Raw genomic sequence first — 14,759 nt, 5'->3', positions numbered from 1 at the left:
GTAAAAGACCGTAGCCGACATTGAAAGCGCAAGCTGCCGGCGCTGCCAAGAGCCGCAGTGGACTCTTTTGCGCAAAAGTTTAGGAACGTGCGCAGTTCGCGAGCAAGCGTTACCAGCCTTCGACACTCCGCAAAGCGCGGGCGGCGGTCACGATCCCGGCGGGCGATACCGGATCGACTTGGCTTTCCCAAGAGCGTCCATCGTCTCTTCGACACTTAACAGCACGGTGGTCTGGTACGAGCTGAGCGCGCCTCCCGCACCGATGGCGAGCATGACGGATGCCATCGACACGTTGTCCGGCGCCTCCCACAGGTTCCAGCCATCGTACTCTCCGAAGGCATACCAGAACCCGTGCAGCTTTCCGCCGACCGACTCGATGTAGGAACGGGCAGCCTCGCGTCTATCCTCGGGATTATCCATCAAGCGCGCCCAGGTTTCGGGCCTGTAGCTGAATCGCGTGAGATACATCGGCATGGTTCGTCTCCTCCCAGAGCTGCCCCCACCAAGACAGTTAAGCGCCCCAATCCTGGAGAACGCGAGTCGTTTCCGAGGCGTAGTACCGCTGGCTTAGTTGCGGGGCCGCTAATAGACCTGTTTCAATGTTTTTTTCAGGGAGTAAGGTCAATGGCCGCATATCTCATTGCTGATGTAGACATAACCGACGCCGCCGTTTTCGAGGAATACCGCCGGGACGTGCCGGCAACCGAAGCCCGCTATGGGGGGAGGTACATCGCTCGCGGCGGAGCCACCAAAGTTCTGGAAGGCGATTGGGAACCTCATCGCCTCGTCATTGTCGAATTCCCGGACATGGCGTCCCTCCTGGCATGGTACGACTCTCCGGAATACGGCCGCCTCAAAGCCATCCGCGAACGCTGCGCAAAGACGAGAATTATTGCTCTGGAAGGGATGATGCCGGTTAGCTGAAGGTCGGGTCGATGACAATGGCAAGTCTGAGTTGCCATATCAGGTGCGGCCCGGCGACGGGACAGGAGCATTCTGATATGAATCAGCAAGCTTTAAACTTGCGGGCGGGAAACGGCCAATGATGGGAGGATGACGCCGGAAACACTCATTGAACGGGACCTACAAATCAATATGACCCAACACCAGATCGGCAGGCGGTGTTACAGCGTGACCTAGGGTTGTGTCATGGCGTTGAAAATGCCGGCGCCAACTATCGCACATAAGGCTGCGGCCCCAAGCCCTCCCACAATGATGCACCACCAGGCGCGGCCATTTCCCCGAAGCACGGGATTCATTTTTATCATCCGTCGCGCCAGAAGCCCCTGGTAGAGTGCATAAGAAGACCCGAAACCGGCGAGCCAAATGACGGAAAATACGACGCCCCGCGTGAGCATCCTATTGAGCCTAGTCTGCTCGACCGTCAAACTTGCATTCTCAGTAACCATGCTTCGCCACCTTTTTGATTATGCTGCGACCACTATCGGGCCTGCAGCGGTGAATATTAGATCAACCGCGACGCCTCGCGAAAACATAGCTCCCCTCACCAGTAGGAAACGCATTCATAACGCGAGCGGCCCGCCTTGTGGAAGGGCGGGCCTTGTAGCGCCCGCTCCACAGTATTTTGCAGATTAGGTTTGTCAGCCAGATAATCGCCGCGAGGCGATTATGTACTTTACAAACAGGGAGGTCTGAAGACGCGGGTAGCCCCCTCTTCGGGGTCGATCACCAACACAACGTTTTCTGGGTTTTGCCAAGGCAGCGACATCACGTAGGCCGCAAAGTCGTCTTCGGAGAAATGGTTGAAGCCGCCGCCGGCTACAAACATTTGCGGGTGCTTGCTGCCGCCAAAGCTAGCCTCGACACTGTTAAGTTGTTGGAAGGGGCCGCGCTCCGCCAGCCATTCCTGTATGCGCTCAAAAAGAACGGGTTGACCGTTCGGGCTCGAACAGTCTTCGGCAGCGGATGTACAAAGCACCACACCGCTGACGACGCTCATTGTGACTCAGCCATTGCCTAACGGGCCTTCTTGCCCGTCTCCAGCCGTTCGAAAGCAGCTTCTTCGTTGTGGAAGTGTGGCTCGAAAAGGACACTCATAACCCGGATTCCTACTGTGGATTCAAGGTATCAGGCACATCGCCGTGTTTGTAAAGTGCGTAATCGCCCGCAAAAACCGGTTCAAACCGTGAACAAAATCTGCCATGGTATCCTCCATGCCGATCATCTCACCGATTCCCCTCAATCCGCTCATCGACGGCCGCCAGTCGGAGCGTGCCATGCTGGTCAGGCGTGGCGTGCAGCGGCTGCTCGGGCAGATGGGCGCGCATGTCTTGCCCGAACTGTCGCTGGCCACCGGCCGGCGCGCCGATCTCGTCGCGCTGACCCGCCACGGCGACATCTGGATCATCGAGATCAAGTCCTCGGTCGAGGATTTCAGGGTCGACCGCAAATGGCCGGACTACCGGCTGCATTCCGACCGGTTCTTCTTCGCCACCCATCCCGGCGTACCCCAGGAGATCTTTCCGGAGGAGTGCGGCTTCATTCTCTCCGACGGCTACGGTGCCGAGATTTTGCGCGATGCGCCCGAGCACCGCATGGCAGCGGCGACGCGCAAGGCGCTGATGCTGCGGATCGCACGCGCCGGTGCGTCGCGGCTGCTCGCGGCCGAGCTTGCCGGCGTGTCGGTGCCGGCGCTGGAAGGCGAGAGCGAGTAGAGCTCTCCTGCAGACGTCGCGCTGCCCCTCATCCGGCTGCCGCCACCTTCTCCCCGTAAGTGACGGGGAGAAGGGAGTAAGCCGGACTGCTATTCCACGATACGGTAGATGTTCCACAGGCTGGTGCCCCGACACCGCGTAGGGCTCCATCTCCTTGCCTCATTTGGCGTGCGCATCGATCTTGCCAATCTTGGCGAAGAAAGCCTCCAATTGGGCGAGGCTTTCGACCTGCTGGTGGGACTCGATCGTCGCTTCCCGCGCGCCGATCGATCCGGTCATGATCTAGAACTTGAGGTCGTCGAGACCGACCTGCGAGCCGATCTCGCGTTCCCATTTCTTCAACAGAGCACGGTCTGCTTGTGGCCGAACTTGGCGTCGATCTGCCATCCGGCACTGAACATCGCCGCCTCCTCACTCGTCCCACGCCTGCACGACGGTCTGCCGCGCGATCTGGCCGTTCTTCAGCTCCAGCATCGCCGCGCAGAACACCTTGGTCCCGTCCGGATAGGCGCACGCCTGGGTGAAGGCGAGATTGTTGCCGTCGGCGATGGTGGTGTCGACCTTGTGGGTCATCGCCCGGCTGCAGATATCGTCCCAGAACGTGGTGATCGCAGCGCGCCCGCGGATTTCGCGCGGCTTGCTCGGCGGGTTGTTGCGGTCGATCACCCGCACCAATGCGTCGTCGGCATAGAAGCTCGCCAGCAATTTTCCATCACGGCCCTCGATCGCCTTCTTGATCGCAGCGCCGTCTATCGTCTGTGTCTTGGTCAGCAATTTTTCCTCCATAGGCCCGTCTTCTCGGATCGGGTGGTTGCTTGATCAGGTACTGCCCGGCGCTCGCCGCCGGGCAGTGGCTTCTTCACTGCGACTTCGCCTTGACGGCCGCGAACACCTCGTCGGACTGCTTCTTGAAAGTGGCGAGATCGACCTGGCTGCCGTTGAGCATCGTCGACCAGTGGCGCACGATCGCCGCCATCGCCACCGCCTCCTTGATCTCCTCGTCGCTGGCGCCATTGAGCTTGGCCGCCTGCGTGTGGAAATAGATGCAGTACTGGCAGGGGATCTGCGAGGCGACGGCGAGGCCCATCAATTCCTTGGTCTTGCCGTCGAGCGCGGTGTTCGGGTTGAGCTGCACGCCCTTGATCTCGGCCCAGGCGCCGGCAACGGCGACGTCCGGCAGCGTCTTGAACATGTCCGGTACCGAGCCGAGCGTTGCCTGGATGTCCTTGTAGGCAGCCGTCGCCGAGGCGTCTTCGGCCTTGGCAGGAACGATCGCCAACAGCGCGCCAACGCCTGCCGCCAGCACCAGTGATTTGAGTGTCGACTTCAGCATTTTATTCCTCCCTTCGCAGCACCTTTCCTGGCGACATCCGCCTGGCCTGCATGGGACGAAGTGATAGCGCTTACGCATGCCTGGCCGCTTCGCCCGAAAGCGCCATGGCTCCTATGGCCCGTGCGGGCCAGCGTGCCGGGCCGAGAACGCCGCCGCCGCCGCCCGCGACGGCAGGTCCAGCTTGAGCAGAATATTGGCGACGTGGCGCTTGACGGTGTGTTCGCTCAGCCCGAGTTCGGCGGCGATCGCGGCATTGCTCTTGCCATCGGCGATGAGGTTCACCACCTCGCTTTCGCGCGCCGTCAGTGCGGCCGGCTCGGCAGCCTTGGCCTTCGGCCGGCAGGCCGGCTCCAGGTGCTGTTCCGAGGTCGCCTGCACCAGCGCCAGCGGCTCATCCAGCTCGTCAAGCGCGATGCGCCCGGCGTCATTGAAATGAAGGCCTGAACCGGCGGCGAGGTCGGCGACCAGCCGCGAAGCGAGGATGTCACCGCGCCCGGCATGCGCGGCAAGCTGCATCGTCACGTGCGCCGTCAACCCCGTCGGCGGCCCACGCAACTCGACCTCGCCGACATGCACGCCCTGCGCGCTGGCGACGCCGATCTCCTGCGCCGCATCGCGCAGCGCCGCCGCGCAGCGTACGGCCCGCGCCGGGCCGTCGAAGCGCGCCATCATCAGCTCGCCATGCGTGCCGGCCGGGCGGCCGCCATGGCGCCCGACCAGCAGGCGCCATGTTTCCTGAAAACGTCGGCTGCGCTCGCTCCACATACGGTCGCCAAGCCGCGCCGTGTCGTAGATCCGGGTGACCAGCAGTGCAGCCAGCACGCGCTCGGCCTCGGCAACGGCGCGCGCTCCGGTCAGGAATTCCTCGATCAGATCGGCCACCCGGTCGACATCGCCGGTCCAGATCGGGTGGTCGCGCCCGGCCACCTCGACCAGCCGCGCATTCGGGATCTTCCTTGCCAGGAAGCGGCTGGCCTCCGGGTCGACGCGCGCATCGTTGCGGCGATGGATGAGCAGCATCGGTGCGCTGATCGCCGCCAGCACGCCGCGCACGTCGATAGCCGCATTCATGCGGGCCAGGGCGATTGCCGCGGTCGGGCTCGCCGACAGCCGCTCGAAGCGCGCCCACCATGTGGCGAAACGCGGATCGTCGACGCGGCCGGGCGCGAAATGCGGCAGGGTGGCGCCGGTGCCCCATGCGGTCTCCGCCGTCGCGATGAACGCCTCAAGGCGTTCCGGCGGCATCACCCATTTGTGGAAATGCGCATAGCCGCCATAAAGCGCCAGCGCCCGCGTCCGCTCCGGGTAGGTGGCGGCGAACAGCATTGCCATCGGCGCGCCTTCCGAAGCGCCGACCAAGGCGGCGCGGCCGCTGCCGGTCGCATCCATCACCGCGCGTACATCGTCCATGCGGGTTTCGAGGCTGGGCAGGTGGTGGACATCGACGCGGTCGGACAGACCGGTGCCGCGCTTGTCGAACAGGATCAGCCGTGAGAACGCGGAAAGCCGCTTCAACAGCCGGGTGTAGCCCTCGTCTTCCCAGTGCAGGTCGAGATTGGAAATGAAACCCGGCACGAAGACGAGATCGAGCGATCCCTGGCCGACCACCTGATAGGCGATCCGCACGTCGCCACTGAGCGCGTATCGAGTTTCGATCGGCCTCACGAGTTGTCCGCCCGACCCGACGATTTCTTATCGCCGGATCATAGCAGAGGCGCGCGGCCTGCGGCAGATGAAACTTCAGAGAGTGTGAATGTGGGCCCGCGGCGCCTACTTCTGTGACGCGGCGGCAGTCTCGGTGTTCGCTCCGCCGACGCTAAAACCTGCGCCCTCCGGCGCGCCCGGCCGCTTGATGTGTGGCGCGGCCGCGACGACAAGCTCGTTGAATCCCTCGCCACCGCTGTCCAGCATCTCGAACAATTGCCGGCGCATCCTCGGCTCCCAGAATTTGTTGATGTGCTCGGCGACGCCGGCAATGCCTTGCTCGCGCGGCTTTGAGTGGAAAAAGGCGGCAATCTGGTTGGCCATGCGAACCAGCTTTTCGCTGGTGCTCATGAGGTGGCCCTCGTCATGCGACATGCTTGGCAACTCCGGAAACCACGCGGTCAGGATGGGTGAAAATATCGAAATCGTCGCCGCGCACCAGCGCCACCAGCGTCATGCCGGAATCGTTCGCGGTGCGGATGGCAAGTGCCGTCGGCGCCGAGACGGCAATGATGACGGCCGAGCCGATCGCCGCGGTCTTCTGCACCATCTCGACCGAAACGCGCGACGTGACGACGACGGCCCCCGACCTGCCGTCGATACCGGCTTTGGCCAGCGCGCCAGCCAGCTTGTCCAGTGCGTTATGGCGGCCGACATCCTCGCGCGCCATGACGATGCCCTTGCCGGGAAGGTAAAAACCGGCGGCGTGGACGGCACCGGTCTCGGCGTGCAGCGGCTGCAGCTTCGACAAAAGCTTGACCGAGCGGACGATGTCATTGGCCTGAAGTGTAAGTTGCGACGCACCGACCGGGTTTACCGAGCGCATCGCCTCCTCGATCGATTCGATGCCGCACAACCCGCAGCCGACCGGGCCGGCCAGGCGTCTGCGACGCGCTTCGAAGCGGGTGTTGGCCTGGTCCTTCAGCCGGATCTGGATATCGATGCCGGCGCCGTGATCCTCGACTTCGATCGCTTCGATTTCGTCCGGCGAGGCAATGATGCCTTCGGTCAGCGAGAAGCCGAGCGCGAAATCCTCGAAATCAGCCGGGCTTGCCATCATCACCGCATGCGTGGTGCCGGCAAAGGAGAACGCCACCGGCGTCTCTTCCGGCACCATGCGGTTGGCGGCCGCAGTGCCGCCGGCGCGGCGCGCGAGACGCGAGATCTGCGCAATGGCTTTGCGGCGCGCGGTCAAGGACTACTCCGCCGCTTCCAACTTCGCGATGCGGCGGCTTTGCTTTGCCTGCTCGTCATAGTCGCGCTGCCATTCCGACGGGCCGTTGGATGCACCCACCTGCACCGCGGTCACCTTGTATTCCGGGCAGTTGGTCGCCCAGTCGGAGAAGTCGGTGGTGATGACGTTAGCCTGGGTGTCGGGATGGTGGAAGGTCGTATAGACGACGCCCGGCGACACCCGCTCGGTGATCAGCGCGCGCAGCGTCGTCTCGCCCGAGCGGCTGGTCAGCCGCACCCAGTCGCCATCGCGCAGGCCGCGATTTTCGGCATCGTGCGGATGGATCTCCAGCCGGTCCTCGCTATGCCAGACCACGTTGTCGGTGCGCCGGGTCTGCGCGCCGACATTGTATTGCGACAGGATGCGGCCGGTGGTCAGCAGCAGCGGGAAGCGCGGTCCGGTCCTTTCGTCGGTCGCGACATATTCGGTGCGGATGAACTTGCCCTTGCCGCGCACGAAGCCGCCAATGTGCATGATCGGCGTGCCTTCCGGCGACTTCTCGTTGCAGGGCCACTGCACGGAGCCCACCCGGTCGAGAAGGTCGAAGGAAACGCCGGCGAAACTTGGTGTTGTCTTGGCGATCTCGTCCATGATCTGGGACGGATGCGTGTAGTTCCAGCCGAGGCCGAGCGCCTTGGCGAGCTCCTGCGTCGCTTCCCAGTCGGCATAGCCGCATTTCGGCTCCATTACCTTGCGCACCATGTTGATGCGGCGCTCGGCATTGGTGAAGGTGCCGTCCTTCTCGAGGAACGTCGAGCCGGGCAGGAACACATGCGCGTAGTTGGCCGTCTCGTTGAGGAAGAGGTCGTGCACGACGACGCATTCCATCGCGGCGAGACCGGCGGCGACATGCTTGGTGTCGGGGTCCGACTGCAGGATGTCCTCGCCCTGCACATAGAGCCCCTTGAACGAGCCGTCGACGGCGGCGTCCAGCATATTGGGGATGCGCAGGCCGGGCTCGTCGTCGAGCTTGACGCCCCACAGGCTCTCATAGATGGCGCGCACCGCGTCGCCTGAAATGTGGCGATAGCCGGGAAGCTCGTGCGGGAACGAGCCCATGTCGCAGGAGCCCTGCACATTGTTCTGGCCGCGCAGCGGGTTCACGCCGACGCCCGGCCGGCCGATATTGCCGGTCGCCATGGCGAGGTTGGCAATGGCGATGACGGTGGTCGAGCCCTGGCTGTGCTCGGTCACGCCGAGGCCGTAATAGATCGCGCCGTTGCCGCCGCGGGCGTAGAGCCGCGCCGCGCCGCGTATGTCGTCGGGATCGACATTGGCAAGCTGGCCGACCACTTCCGGGCTGTTTTCCGGCAGCGCCACGAACGATGCCCAGTCCTGGAACTCGTCCCAGTCGCAGCGCTCGCGGATGAACGCTTCGTCGAACAGGCCTTCGGTGACAATGACATGGGCAAGCGCGGTCAGCATGGCGACGTTGGTGCCCGGCTTCAGCGGCAGATGGAACTGAGCTTCGACATGGGCCGAGCGCACGATGTCGGTGCGGCGCGGATCGAGCACGATCAGCTTGGCGCCCTGGCGCATGCGCTTTTTCATGCGCGAAGCGAACACCGGATGCGCATCGGTCGGATTGGCGCCGATCAGCAGGATCACGTCCGTCTGCTCGATCGAATCGAAGTCCTGCGTGCCGGCGGAGGTGCCGAAGGTCTGGCCGAGACCATAGCCGGTCGGCGAATGGCAGACGCGGGCGCAGGTATCGACATTGTTGTTGCGGAAGCCCTGCCGGACAAGCTTCTGGACGAGGTAGGTCTCCTCGTTGGTGCAGCGCGAGGAGGTGATGCCGCCGATCGAGGTGCGGCCGTACTGGTATTGGATGCGGCGGAATTCATTCGCCGTGTGGGTGAGCGCCTCTTCCCACGACACTTCGCGCCACGGATCACTGACCCGCTCGCGGATCATCGGCTTCAGGATCCGGTCCTTGTGCGTCGCATAGCCATAGGCGAAGCGGCCCTTGACGCAGGAGTGGCCGTGGTTGGCCTTGCCTGCCTTGTAGGGCATCATGCGGATGACCTCGTCGCCCTTGACCTCGGCCTTGAACGAACAGCCGACGCCGCAATAGGCGCAGGTGGTGACGGTCGAGCGCTCGGGCAGGCCTTTCGCCAGCACGGTCTTTTCCCTCAGCGCATCAGTCGGGCAGGCCTGCACGCAGGCCCCGCACGACACGCATTCGGAATCGACGAACGCCTCGTGCATGCCGGCCGAGACCCTGGATTCGAAGCCGCGGCCCTCGATGGTCAGCGCGAACGTGCCCTGCACCTCCTCACAGGCGCGCACGCAGCGCGAGCAGACGATGCACTGCGTCGGATCGTAGGTGAAATACGGGTTCGATTCATCGCGGGCGATGTAATCGATAGTCAGCGAGCCATGGCCGGGCGCCACGCCGTTTTCCTGCTTGACGTGGTTGCGGCCGTCCACGCCATAGCGGTTCTCGGTCAGGCCGACCGTCCTGACGACCTTGTCGAACTCGCTGGCGCCAGTGCCGGCCTTCTCGCCCCACGCCGCCGGATGGTCGGAGACGTAGAGTTCCATCACGCCGCGGCGAATGGCGTTCAGCCGATCGGTCTGCGTATGCACGACCATGCCTTCGCCGACCGGCGTAGTGCATGAAGCCGGCGTGCCGCCGCGCCCGTCGATCTCGACGAGGCAGACCCGGCAGGAGCCGAACGAGTCCAGCATGTCGGTGGCGCACAGTTTCGGGATTTCGACGCCCGCTTCCATCGATGCGCGCATGATCGAGGTCCCCGCCGGCACTGTTATCGACTTGCCGTCGACCGTCAGCGTCACTTGCTGCTCGGCTTCAGAGGCAGGTGTGCCGTAGTCGATTTCCTGGACCAGCGATTTGATGTCGAATGCCGCGTTCATGGCTGTCCGCTCCTATTCCGCTGCTTCGGCGACCGGCGTCGGCCGAAAGTCGTCCGGGAAATGGTTGAGTGCACTCATCACTGGATATGGGGTGAAGCCGCCGAGAGCGCAAAGCGAGCCGAACTTCATTGTGTTGCAAAGGTCGGTGACCAGCGCGATCTGCTTTTCCGGTTCGACGTTCTGGGCGAGCCTGTCCAGCACCTCGACACCGCGCGTCGAGCCGATGCGGCACGGCGTGCACTTGCCGCAGCTCTCGATGGCGCAGAATTCCATGGCAAAGCGTGCCTGCTTCAGCATGTCGGCGCTGTCGTCGAAAACGACGATGCCGGCATGGCCGATCAGCCCGTCCTTGGCGGCAAACGCTTCGTAGTCGAACGGCGTGTCGAACAGCGCGCGCGGGAAGTAGGCGCCGAGCGGGCCACCCACCTGCACCGCTTTGACCGGGCGTCCCGTCGCCGTGCCGCCGCCGATATCGTCGACGATCTCGCCCAGCGTCATGCCGAACGCCGCCTCGTAGAGACCGGGATACTTGACGTTGCCGGCAATCTGGATCGGGATGGTGCCGCGTGAACGGCCCATGCCGAAATCCTTGTAGAAGGCAGCGCCCTTGTCCATGATCACCGGCACCGAGGCCAGCGAGATGACGTTGTTGATCACCGTCGGCTTGCCGAACAGGCCCTTGTGCGCCGGCAGCGGCGGCTTGGCCCGCACCTGCCCGCGCTTGCCTTCGAGGCTGTCGAGCAGCGCGGTCTCCTCGCCGCAGACATAGGCGCCGGCGCCGACCCGCACTTCCATGTCGAATGAATTGGCCGAGCCGAGCACATTGACGCCGAGCACGCCGGCCTTGCGGGCGATCTCGACGGCCTTCTGCATCACCGCCACCGCATGCGGATATTCCGAGCGGATATAGATGAAGCCCTTGGTCGCGCCGGTGGCGATGCCGGCGATCGCCATGCCTTCGATCAGCACGAAGGGGTCGCCTTCCATGATCATGCGGTCGGCGAACGTGCCGGAATCGCCTTCATCGGCATTGCAGACGATGTATTTGCGGTCGGCCGACGTATCGAGCACAGTTTTCCATTTGATGCCGGTCGGGAAGCCGGCGCCGCCGCGACCGCGCAGCCCGGACTCGGTCACCTGCTTGACGACCTCGGCCGGCGTCATCGCCACTGCATTCTGCAGGCCCTTCAGCCCGCCATGCGCCTTGTAGTGGTCGAGCGACAGCGGATCGGTGACGCCGCAGCGCGCAAAGGTCAGCCGTGTCTGCCTTGCCAGGAACGGGATCTTGTCCGGTGCGCCCAGCCAGCGCTTGTGGTGGCCCCCGGTGAGGAAGCCGCAGTCGAACAGGCTTTTGACGTCGGATGGCTTCACCGGCCCGTAGGCGACGCGGCCAGTGGCTGTCGCAACCTCGACCATAGGCTCGAGGAAATAGGCGCCGCGCGAGCCGTTGCGCACGATCTTGGCCTCGATGCCGCGCTCGGCCAATTCCGCACGAACCGCCTTGGCAACCTTTTCCGCACCGAGCGCCAGCGCGCCGGAATCGCCGGGAATATAGATACGCGGGATCATGAGCGCACCTCGGCAACGATCTCGTTGAGCTTTTCGTCGTCGAGCCGCCCGATCACCTCCCCGTCCAGCATTGCCGACGGCGAGCAGGCGCAAAGGCCGAGGCAATAGACCGGCTCCAGTGTCACCGAACCGTCGCGGGTTGTCTCGTGGAAACCGATGCCCAGCAATGATTTGAGCTTGGCGGCAATCGCATCCGAGCCCAACGACTGGCAGGCTTCCGCCTGGCAGAGCTTCAGCACATGGCGGCCGGCGGGCTGGCTGCGGTAATCGTGATAGAAGGTGACGACGCCATGAACCTCGGCCCTGGAGATGTTCAGCGCCTCGGCGATGATCGGCAGTGCGTCCTGCGGCACATAGCCGAACTCTTCCTGTATGCCGTGCAGGATCGGCAACAGCGGGCCTTCGAGGTGTTTCAGCTCGTGGATGATCGCCGCCGTGCGCGATGCGATCTCGGTACTTGCTAGCTGCATCGTCATGCAGCGCCCTCCCTGGTCGTGGCGGTCTTCCGCTAAGTGGTTAGGAAATCAGAGGAAACCCGCCAAATCAATAAAGCCGATCCGTTGCTCGATAGAAATTTTCTATCGTTCGCGTTCACCAGCATTGTCTAGACTAGCGGCGGCCGTGGAAATCGTCCGCCAGCGCCATTGCCTCGTCCAACAGCGCCGAGACCAGCGGCGTGTGCGGTTCGCGCCGCGCCGCCACCAGCCCGACCGTGTGGCTGGCATCCGGCTCGACGATCGGGATCGCCCGGATCGGCTCGGAAAAACCGAAGGTTTCCGCAAGATTAAGCGGCATGATCGACGACCATTTGCCGGTGCGGATATGCGAAAACAGCACGATCATCGAGTTGGATTCCAATGTCGGCCGCACCTGCACGCCGGCTTCGGCCAGATGCTGGTCGATGATGCGGCGGTTCTGCATGTCCGGCGTCAGCAGGCAGAGCGGCAGCTGGCTGAGTTCCGCCCATGTCACTTTGTCGCGGTCGAAATAGGGGTTCCCGACCGCGGTGATCAGCTGATAGCGCTCGTCATAGAGCGGCACGCTGGTGACGCGTCCGAGCGGCTCGTTGTCGAGATAGGTGATGCCGGCGTCGATGTCGAAATTGCCGAGCAGCGATAGCACCTCGATCGAGGTGCGCGACAGCACCGAGAAGGTGACGCCGGGGTGCTTTGCCCGAAACGGCGTCGTCAGTCGCGCCACCATGGCCAGCGCCGTCGGGATCGCGGCGATGCGGATGCGCCCCGACAGGCCGTGGCGCGCCGCCCGCATCTCCTCGCGCATGGTCCTGCTATCGCCGACGATGCGGCGCGCCCACACCAACACCTGCTTGCCTTCCGGCGTCAGCCCCTGGAAGCGCGAGCCGCGCAGCACCAGCATCACGCCGAGCTGACCCTCCAGCTGCTTGATGCCGGCCGAAAGCGTCGGTTGGGTGACGCCGCACACCTCCGCCGCCCGGCCGAAATGTTCTTCCCTGGCAAGTGCTATGAAGAATTCCAGCTTGTCGATCATGCCGTCGGAGCCTGTCATGGACGCTGTGTCCGATCTTAGCGCGCAAGGTCGGGGAAATCGCCTTCGGCCGCAAGCCGCCTGTGTAAATCGTCCGCATCCACATCTTTCAGCCGGCTTACTGTTTCCCGCGATGGAATGCGGCGCTATGTGGATGAGACGGGGTCGTGGACTGGACACGACGGGAGTACCGAACATGCTGGGCTGGTTCCGCAAGCTGCTGCCGCGCGAAGATCGCTTCTTCGACCTGTTCGAGCGGCATTCCCGCACCGTGGTCGGTGGCGCCGAGGCACTGCAGCAGCTTTTGCAGGGCAACGACATCGAGCGCTGGTGCCAGACGATCATCGATCTCGAGAACGAAGCCGATCAGATCACCGCGGAAGTGCTGCTGGCCGTGCGCCGCTCCTTCATCACGCCCTTCGACCGCGGCGACATCAAGGACCTGATCCAGTCGATGGATGATGCCATCGATATGATGCACAAAACCGTCAAGACGGTAAGGCTGTTCGAGAAGAAGGAATTCGACCCGCTGATGCAGGAAATGGGAGGTGTCATCGTCGAGGCCGCCAAGTTGGTGGCCGAGGCGATCCCGCTGCTCGGCAAGGTCGGGGCGCATACGGTGCGCCTCAACGCCATCGCCGAGGAGGTCATGCGCGCCGAAGGCCGGGCCGACGACCTGCACGAGCAGGGCCTGAAGGACCTGTTCAAGCGGCACGGCCGCAGCGATCCGATGGCCTATCTGATCGGCAGCGAGATTTACGGCCAGCTGGAAAAGGTGGTCGATCGCTTCGAGGACGTCGCCAACGAAATCAGCGGCATCGTCATCGAGAACGTATAGTGTCAGAAGCCGCAATAGCCTTTCCCGTGCTGGTCGGCCTTGTCGTCGTCGCGCTGTTCTTCGATTTCCTCAACGGCCTGCACGATGCCGCCAACTCCATCGCCACCATCGTCTCCACCCGGGTGCTGCGGCCGCACTATGCGGTGTTCTGGGCGGCCTTCTTCAATTTCATCGCCTTCATGTTCTTCGGTCTCCACGTAGCGGAGACGCTCGGAACCGGCATCATCGACGCCAGCATCGTCACGCCGGCAGTGATCTTCGCAGCACTTGTCGGCGCCATCGTCTGGAATGTCGTCACCTGGCTCGTCGGAATCCCGTCCAGCAGCTCGCACGCTCTGATCGGCGGTTTGGTCGGCGCCGGGGTTGCCAAGGCAGGCACCGGTGCCATCGTCTGGGCCGGGTTGGGCAAGACGACGGCGGCCATCGTGCTATCGCCGGCGGCAGGCTTTCTGCTGGCGCTTGTCTTGATCCTCGCGGTCTCCTGGCTGTTCGTGCGGCAGACGCCGTTCGCCGTCGACAGCACCTTCCGCGTCATGCAGTTCTTTTCCGCCTCGCTCTATTCGCTCGGCCATGGCGGCAACGACGCGCAGAAGACCATGGGCATCATCGCCGTGCTGCTCTATTCGCAAGGCATGCTCGGCGCGAATTTTTACGTGCCGCTGTGGGTCGTCATCACCTGTCAGTCGGCGCTGGCGCTGGGCACGTTGCTCGGCGGCTGGCGCATCGTCCACACCATGGGCTCGAAGATCACCCGGCTGAACCCGATGCAGGGTTTCTGCGCCGAGACCGGCGGAGCGATCACCCTGTTCGCCGCCACCTGGCTCGGTATTCCGGTATCGACCACGCACACGATCACCGGCGCTATCATCGGCGTCGGCGCCGCCCGCCGCGTCTCCGCCGTTCGCTGGGGCATTGCCGGTAACATCGTGGTGGCGTGGATCGTCACCCTGCCGGCAACCGCGGCGATCGCGGCTCTCACCTACTTCGCGGTCGGTCTGGCAAGGTGATGTGAGCATCATGGCG

At 63.7% G+C, this 14,759-nt stretch carries 15 protein-coding genes; 4 read left to right on the top strand and 11 right to left on the bottom strand.

Annotation, left to right across the window (positions count from 1 at the left end; all coding sequences use genetic code 11):
- Positions 1 to 147: 147 nt before the first annotated feature.
- Positions 148 to 474: a GYD domain-containing protein gene (locus NKH99_RS00900; protein WP_023676390.1), complete on the bottom strand. Its 327-nt coding sequence runs from the start codon at positions 472 to 474 to the stop codon at positions 148 to 150.
- A gap of 150 nt (positions 475 to 624) precedes the next feature.
- Between NKH99_RS00900 and NKH99_RS00895 the strand changes: the two genes are divergently transcribed.
- Positions 625 to 924, top strand: a complete 300-nt coding sequence (locus NKH99_RS00895) for a DUF1330 domain-containing protein (RefSeq protein WP_023717905.1) — start codon at positions 625 to 627, stop codon at positions 922 to 924.
- A gap of 712 nt (positions 925 to 1,636) precedes the next feature.
- Here NKH99_RS00895 and NKH99_RS00890 read toward each other — a convergent pair.
- Positions 1,637 to 1,960: a hypothetical protein gene (locus tag NKH99_RS00890; RefSeq protein WP_352748939.1), complete on the bottom strand. Its 324-nt coding sequence runs from the start codon at positions 1,958 to 1,960 to the stop codon at positions 1,637 to 1,639.
- 214 nt (positions 1,961 to 2,174) lie between these two features.
- Between NKH99_RS00890 and NKH99_RS00885 the strand changes: the two genes are divergently transcribed.
- Positions 2,175 to 2,675, top strand: coding sequence for an MmcB family DNA repair protein (locus tag NKH99_RS00885; protein WP_352748936.1), 501 nt, complete (start codon positions 2,175 to 2,177; stop codon positions 2,673 to 2,675).
- Positions 2,676 to 3,086: 411 nt separating this feature from the next.
- Here the strand turns inward: NKH99_RS00885 and NKH99_RS00880 are convergent, their stop codons facing one another.
- From NKH99_RS00880 to NKH99_RS00840, 9 genes are all read right to left on the bottom strand, one after another.
- Positions 3,087 to 3,449: a nuclear transport factor 2 family protein gene (locus tag NKH99_RS00880; protein ID WP_352577470.1), complete on the bottom strand. Its 363-nt coding sequence runs from the start codon at positions 3,447 to 3,449 to the stop codon at positions 3,087 to 3,089.
- Between the two features lie 85 nt (positions 3,450 to 3,534).
- Positions 3,535 to 4,008: a carboxymuconolactone decarboxylase family protein gene (locus tag NKH99_RS00875; protein ID WP_352448517.1), complete on the bottom strand. Its 474-nt coding sequence runs from the start codon at positions 4,006 to 4,008 to the stop codon at positions 3,535 to 3,537.
- 111 nt (positions 4,009 to 4,119) lie between these two features.
- Positions 4,120 to 5,673 (bottom strand): alpha/beta fold hydrolase, encoded by a 1,554-nt coding sequence (locus NKH99_RS00870; RefSeq protein WP_353012045.1) that lies wholly within the window; start codon positions 5,671 to 5,673, stop codon positions 4,120 to 4,122.
- A 105-nt stretch (positions 5,674 to 5,778) separates the two neighbouring features.
- A complete protein-coding gene (locus NKH99_RS00865) occupies positions 5,779 to 6,087 on the bottom strand; it encodes a formate dehydrogenase subunit delta (RefSeq protein ID WP_352469984.1) in 309 nt (102 codons plus the stop codon).
- Positions 6,077 to 6,907, bottom strand: coding sequence for a formate dehydrogenase accessory sulfurtransferase FdhD (gene fdhD, locus NKH99_RS00860; RefSeq protein ID WP_352702418.1), 831 nt, complete (start codon positions 6,905 to 6,907; stop codon positions 6,077 to 6,079). The genes NKH99_RS00865 and fdhD overlap by 11 nt, the downstream gene beginning before the upstream one ends.
- 3 nt (positions 6,908 to 6,910) lie before the next feature.
- Positions 6,911 to 9,823: a formate dehydrogenase subunit alpha gene (gene fdhF / locus NKH99_RS00855; RefSeq protein ID WP_353012042.1), complete on the bottom strand. Its 2,913-nt coding sequence runs from the start codon at positions 9,821 to 9,823 to the stop codon at positions 6,911 to 6,913.
- A gap of 12 nt (positions 9,824 to 9,835) precedes the next feature.
- Positions 9,836 to 11,392 carry a formate dehydrogenase beta subunit gene (locus NKH99_RS00850; protein WP_352613835.1) on the bottom strand — a complete coding sequence of 519 codons (1,557 nt, stop codon included), beginning with the start codon at positions 11,390 to 11,392 and terminating at the stop codon, positions 9,836 to 9,838.
- A complete protein-coding gene (locus NKH99_RS00845; protein ID WP_353012039.1) occupies positions 11,389 to 11,868 on the bottom strand; it encodes a formate dehydrogenase subunit gamma in 480 nt (159 codons plus the stop codon). Before NKH99_RS00845 ends, NKH99_RS00850 begins: the two co-directional genes overlap by 4 nt.
- Positions 11,869 to 12,001: 133 nt before the next feature.
- A complete protein-coding gene (locus NKH99_RS00840) occupies positions 12,002 to 12,901 on the bottom strand; it encodes a LysR family transcriptional regulator (protein WP_352470186.1) in 900 nt (299 codons plus the stop codon).
- A 193-nt stretch (positions 12,902 to 13,094) separates the two neighbouring features.
- Here NKH99_RS00840 and NKH99_RS00835 point away from each other — a divergent pair, with 193 nt between their 5' ends.
- Both NKH99_RS00835 and NKH99_RS00830 read left to right on the top strand, forming a co-directional pair.
- Positions 13,095 to 13,736, top strand: coding sequence for a DUF47 family protein (locus NKH99_RS00835; protein ID WP_352469989.1), 642 nt, complete (start codon positions 13,095 to 13,097; stop codon positions 13,734 to 13,736).
- Positions 13,736 to 14,743, top strand: coding sequence for an inorganic phosphate transporter (locus tag NKH99_RS00830; protein ID WP_352469990.1), 1,008 nt, complete (start codon positions 13,736 to 13,738; stop codon positions 14,741 to 14,743). The genes NKH99_RS00835 and NKH99_RS00830 overlap by 1 nt, the downstream gene beginning before the upstream one ends.
- The last annotated feature ends 16 nt before the right edge of the window (positions 14,744 to 14,759 follow it).

This window comes from Mesorhizobium sp. M0854, from assembly GCF_040319815.1.
In the GTDB taxonomy this organism is placed as follows: domain Bacteria; phylum Pseudomonadota; class Alphaproteobacteria; order Rhizobiales; family Rhizobiaceae; genus Mesorhizobium.
The sequence above is the reverse complement of the archived record's forward strand: the minus strand, read 5'-3'. Positions and strand labels throughout refer to the sequence as shown.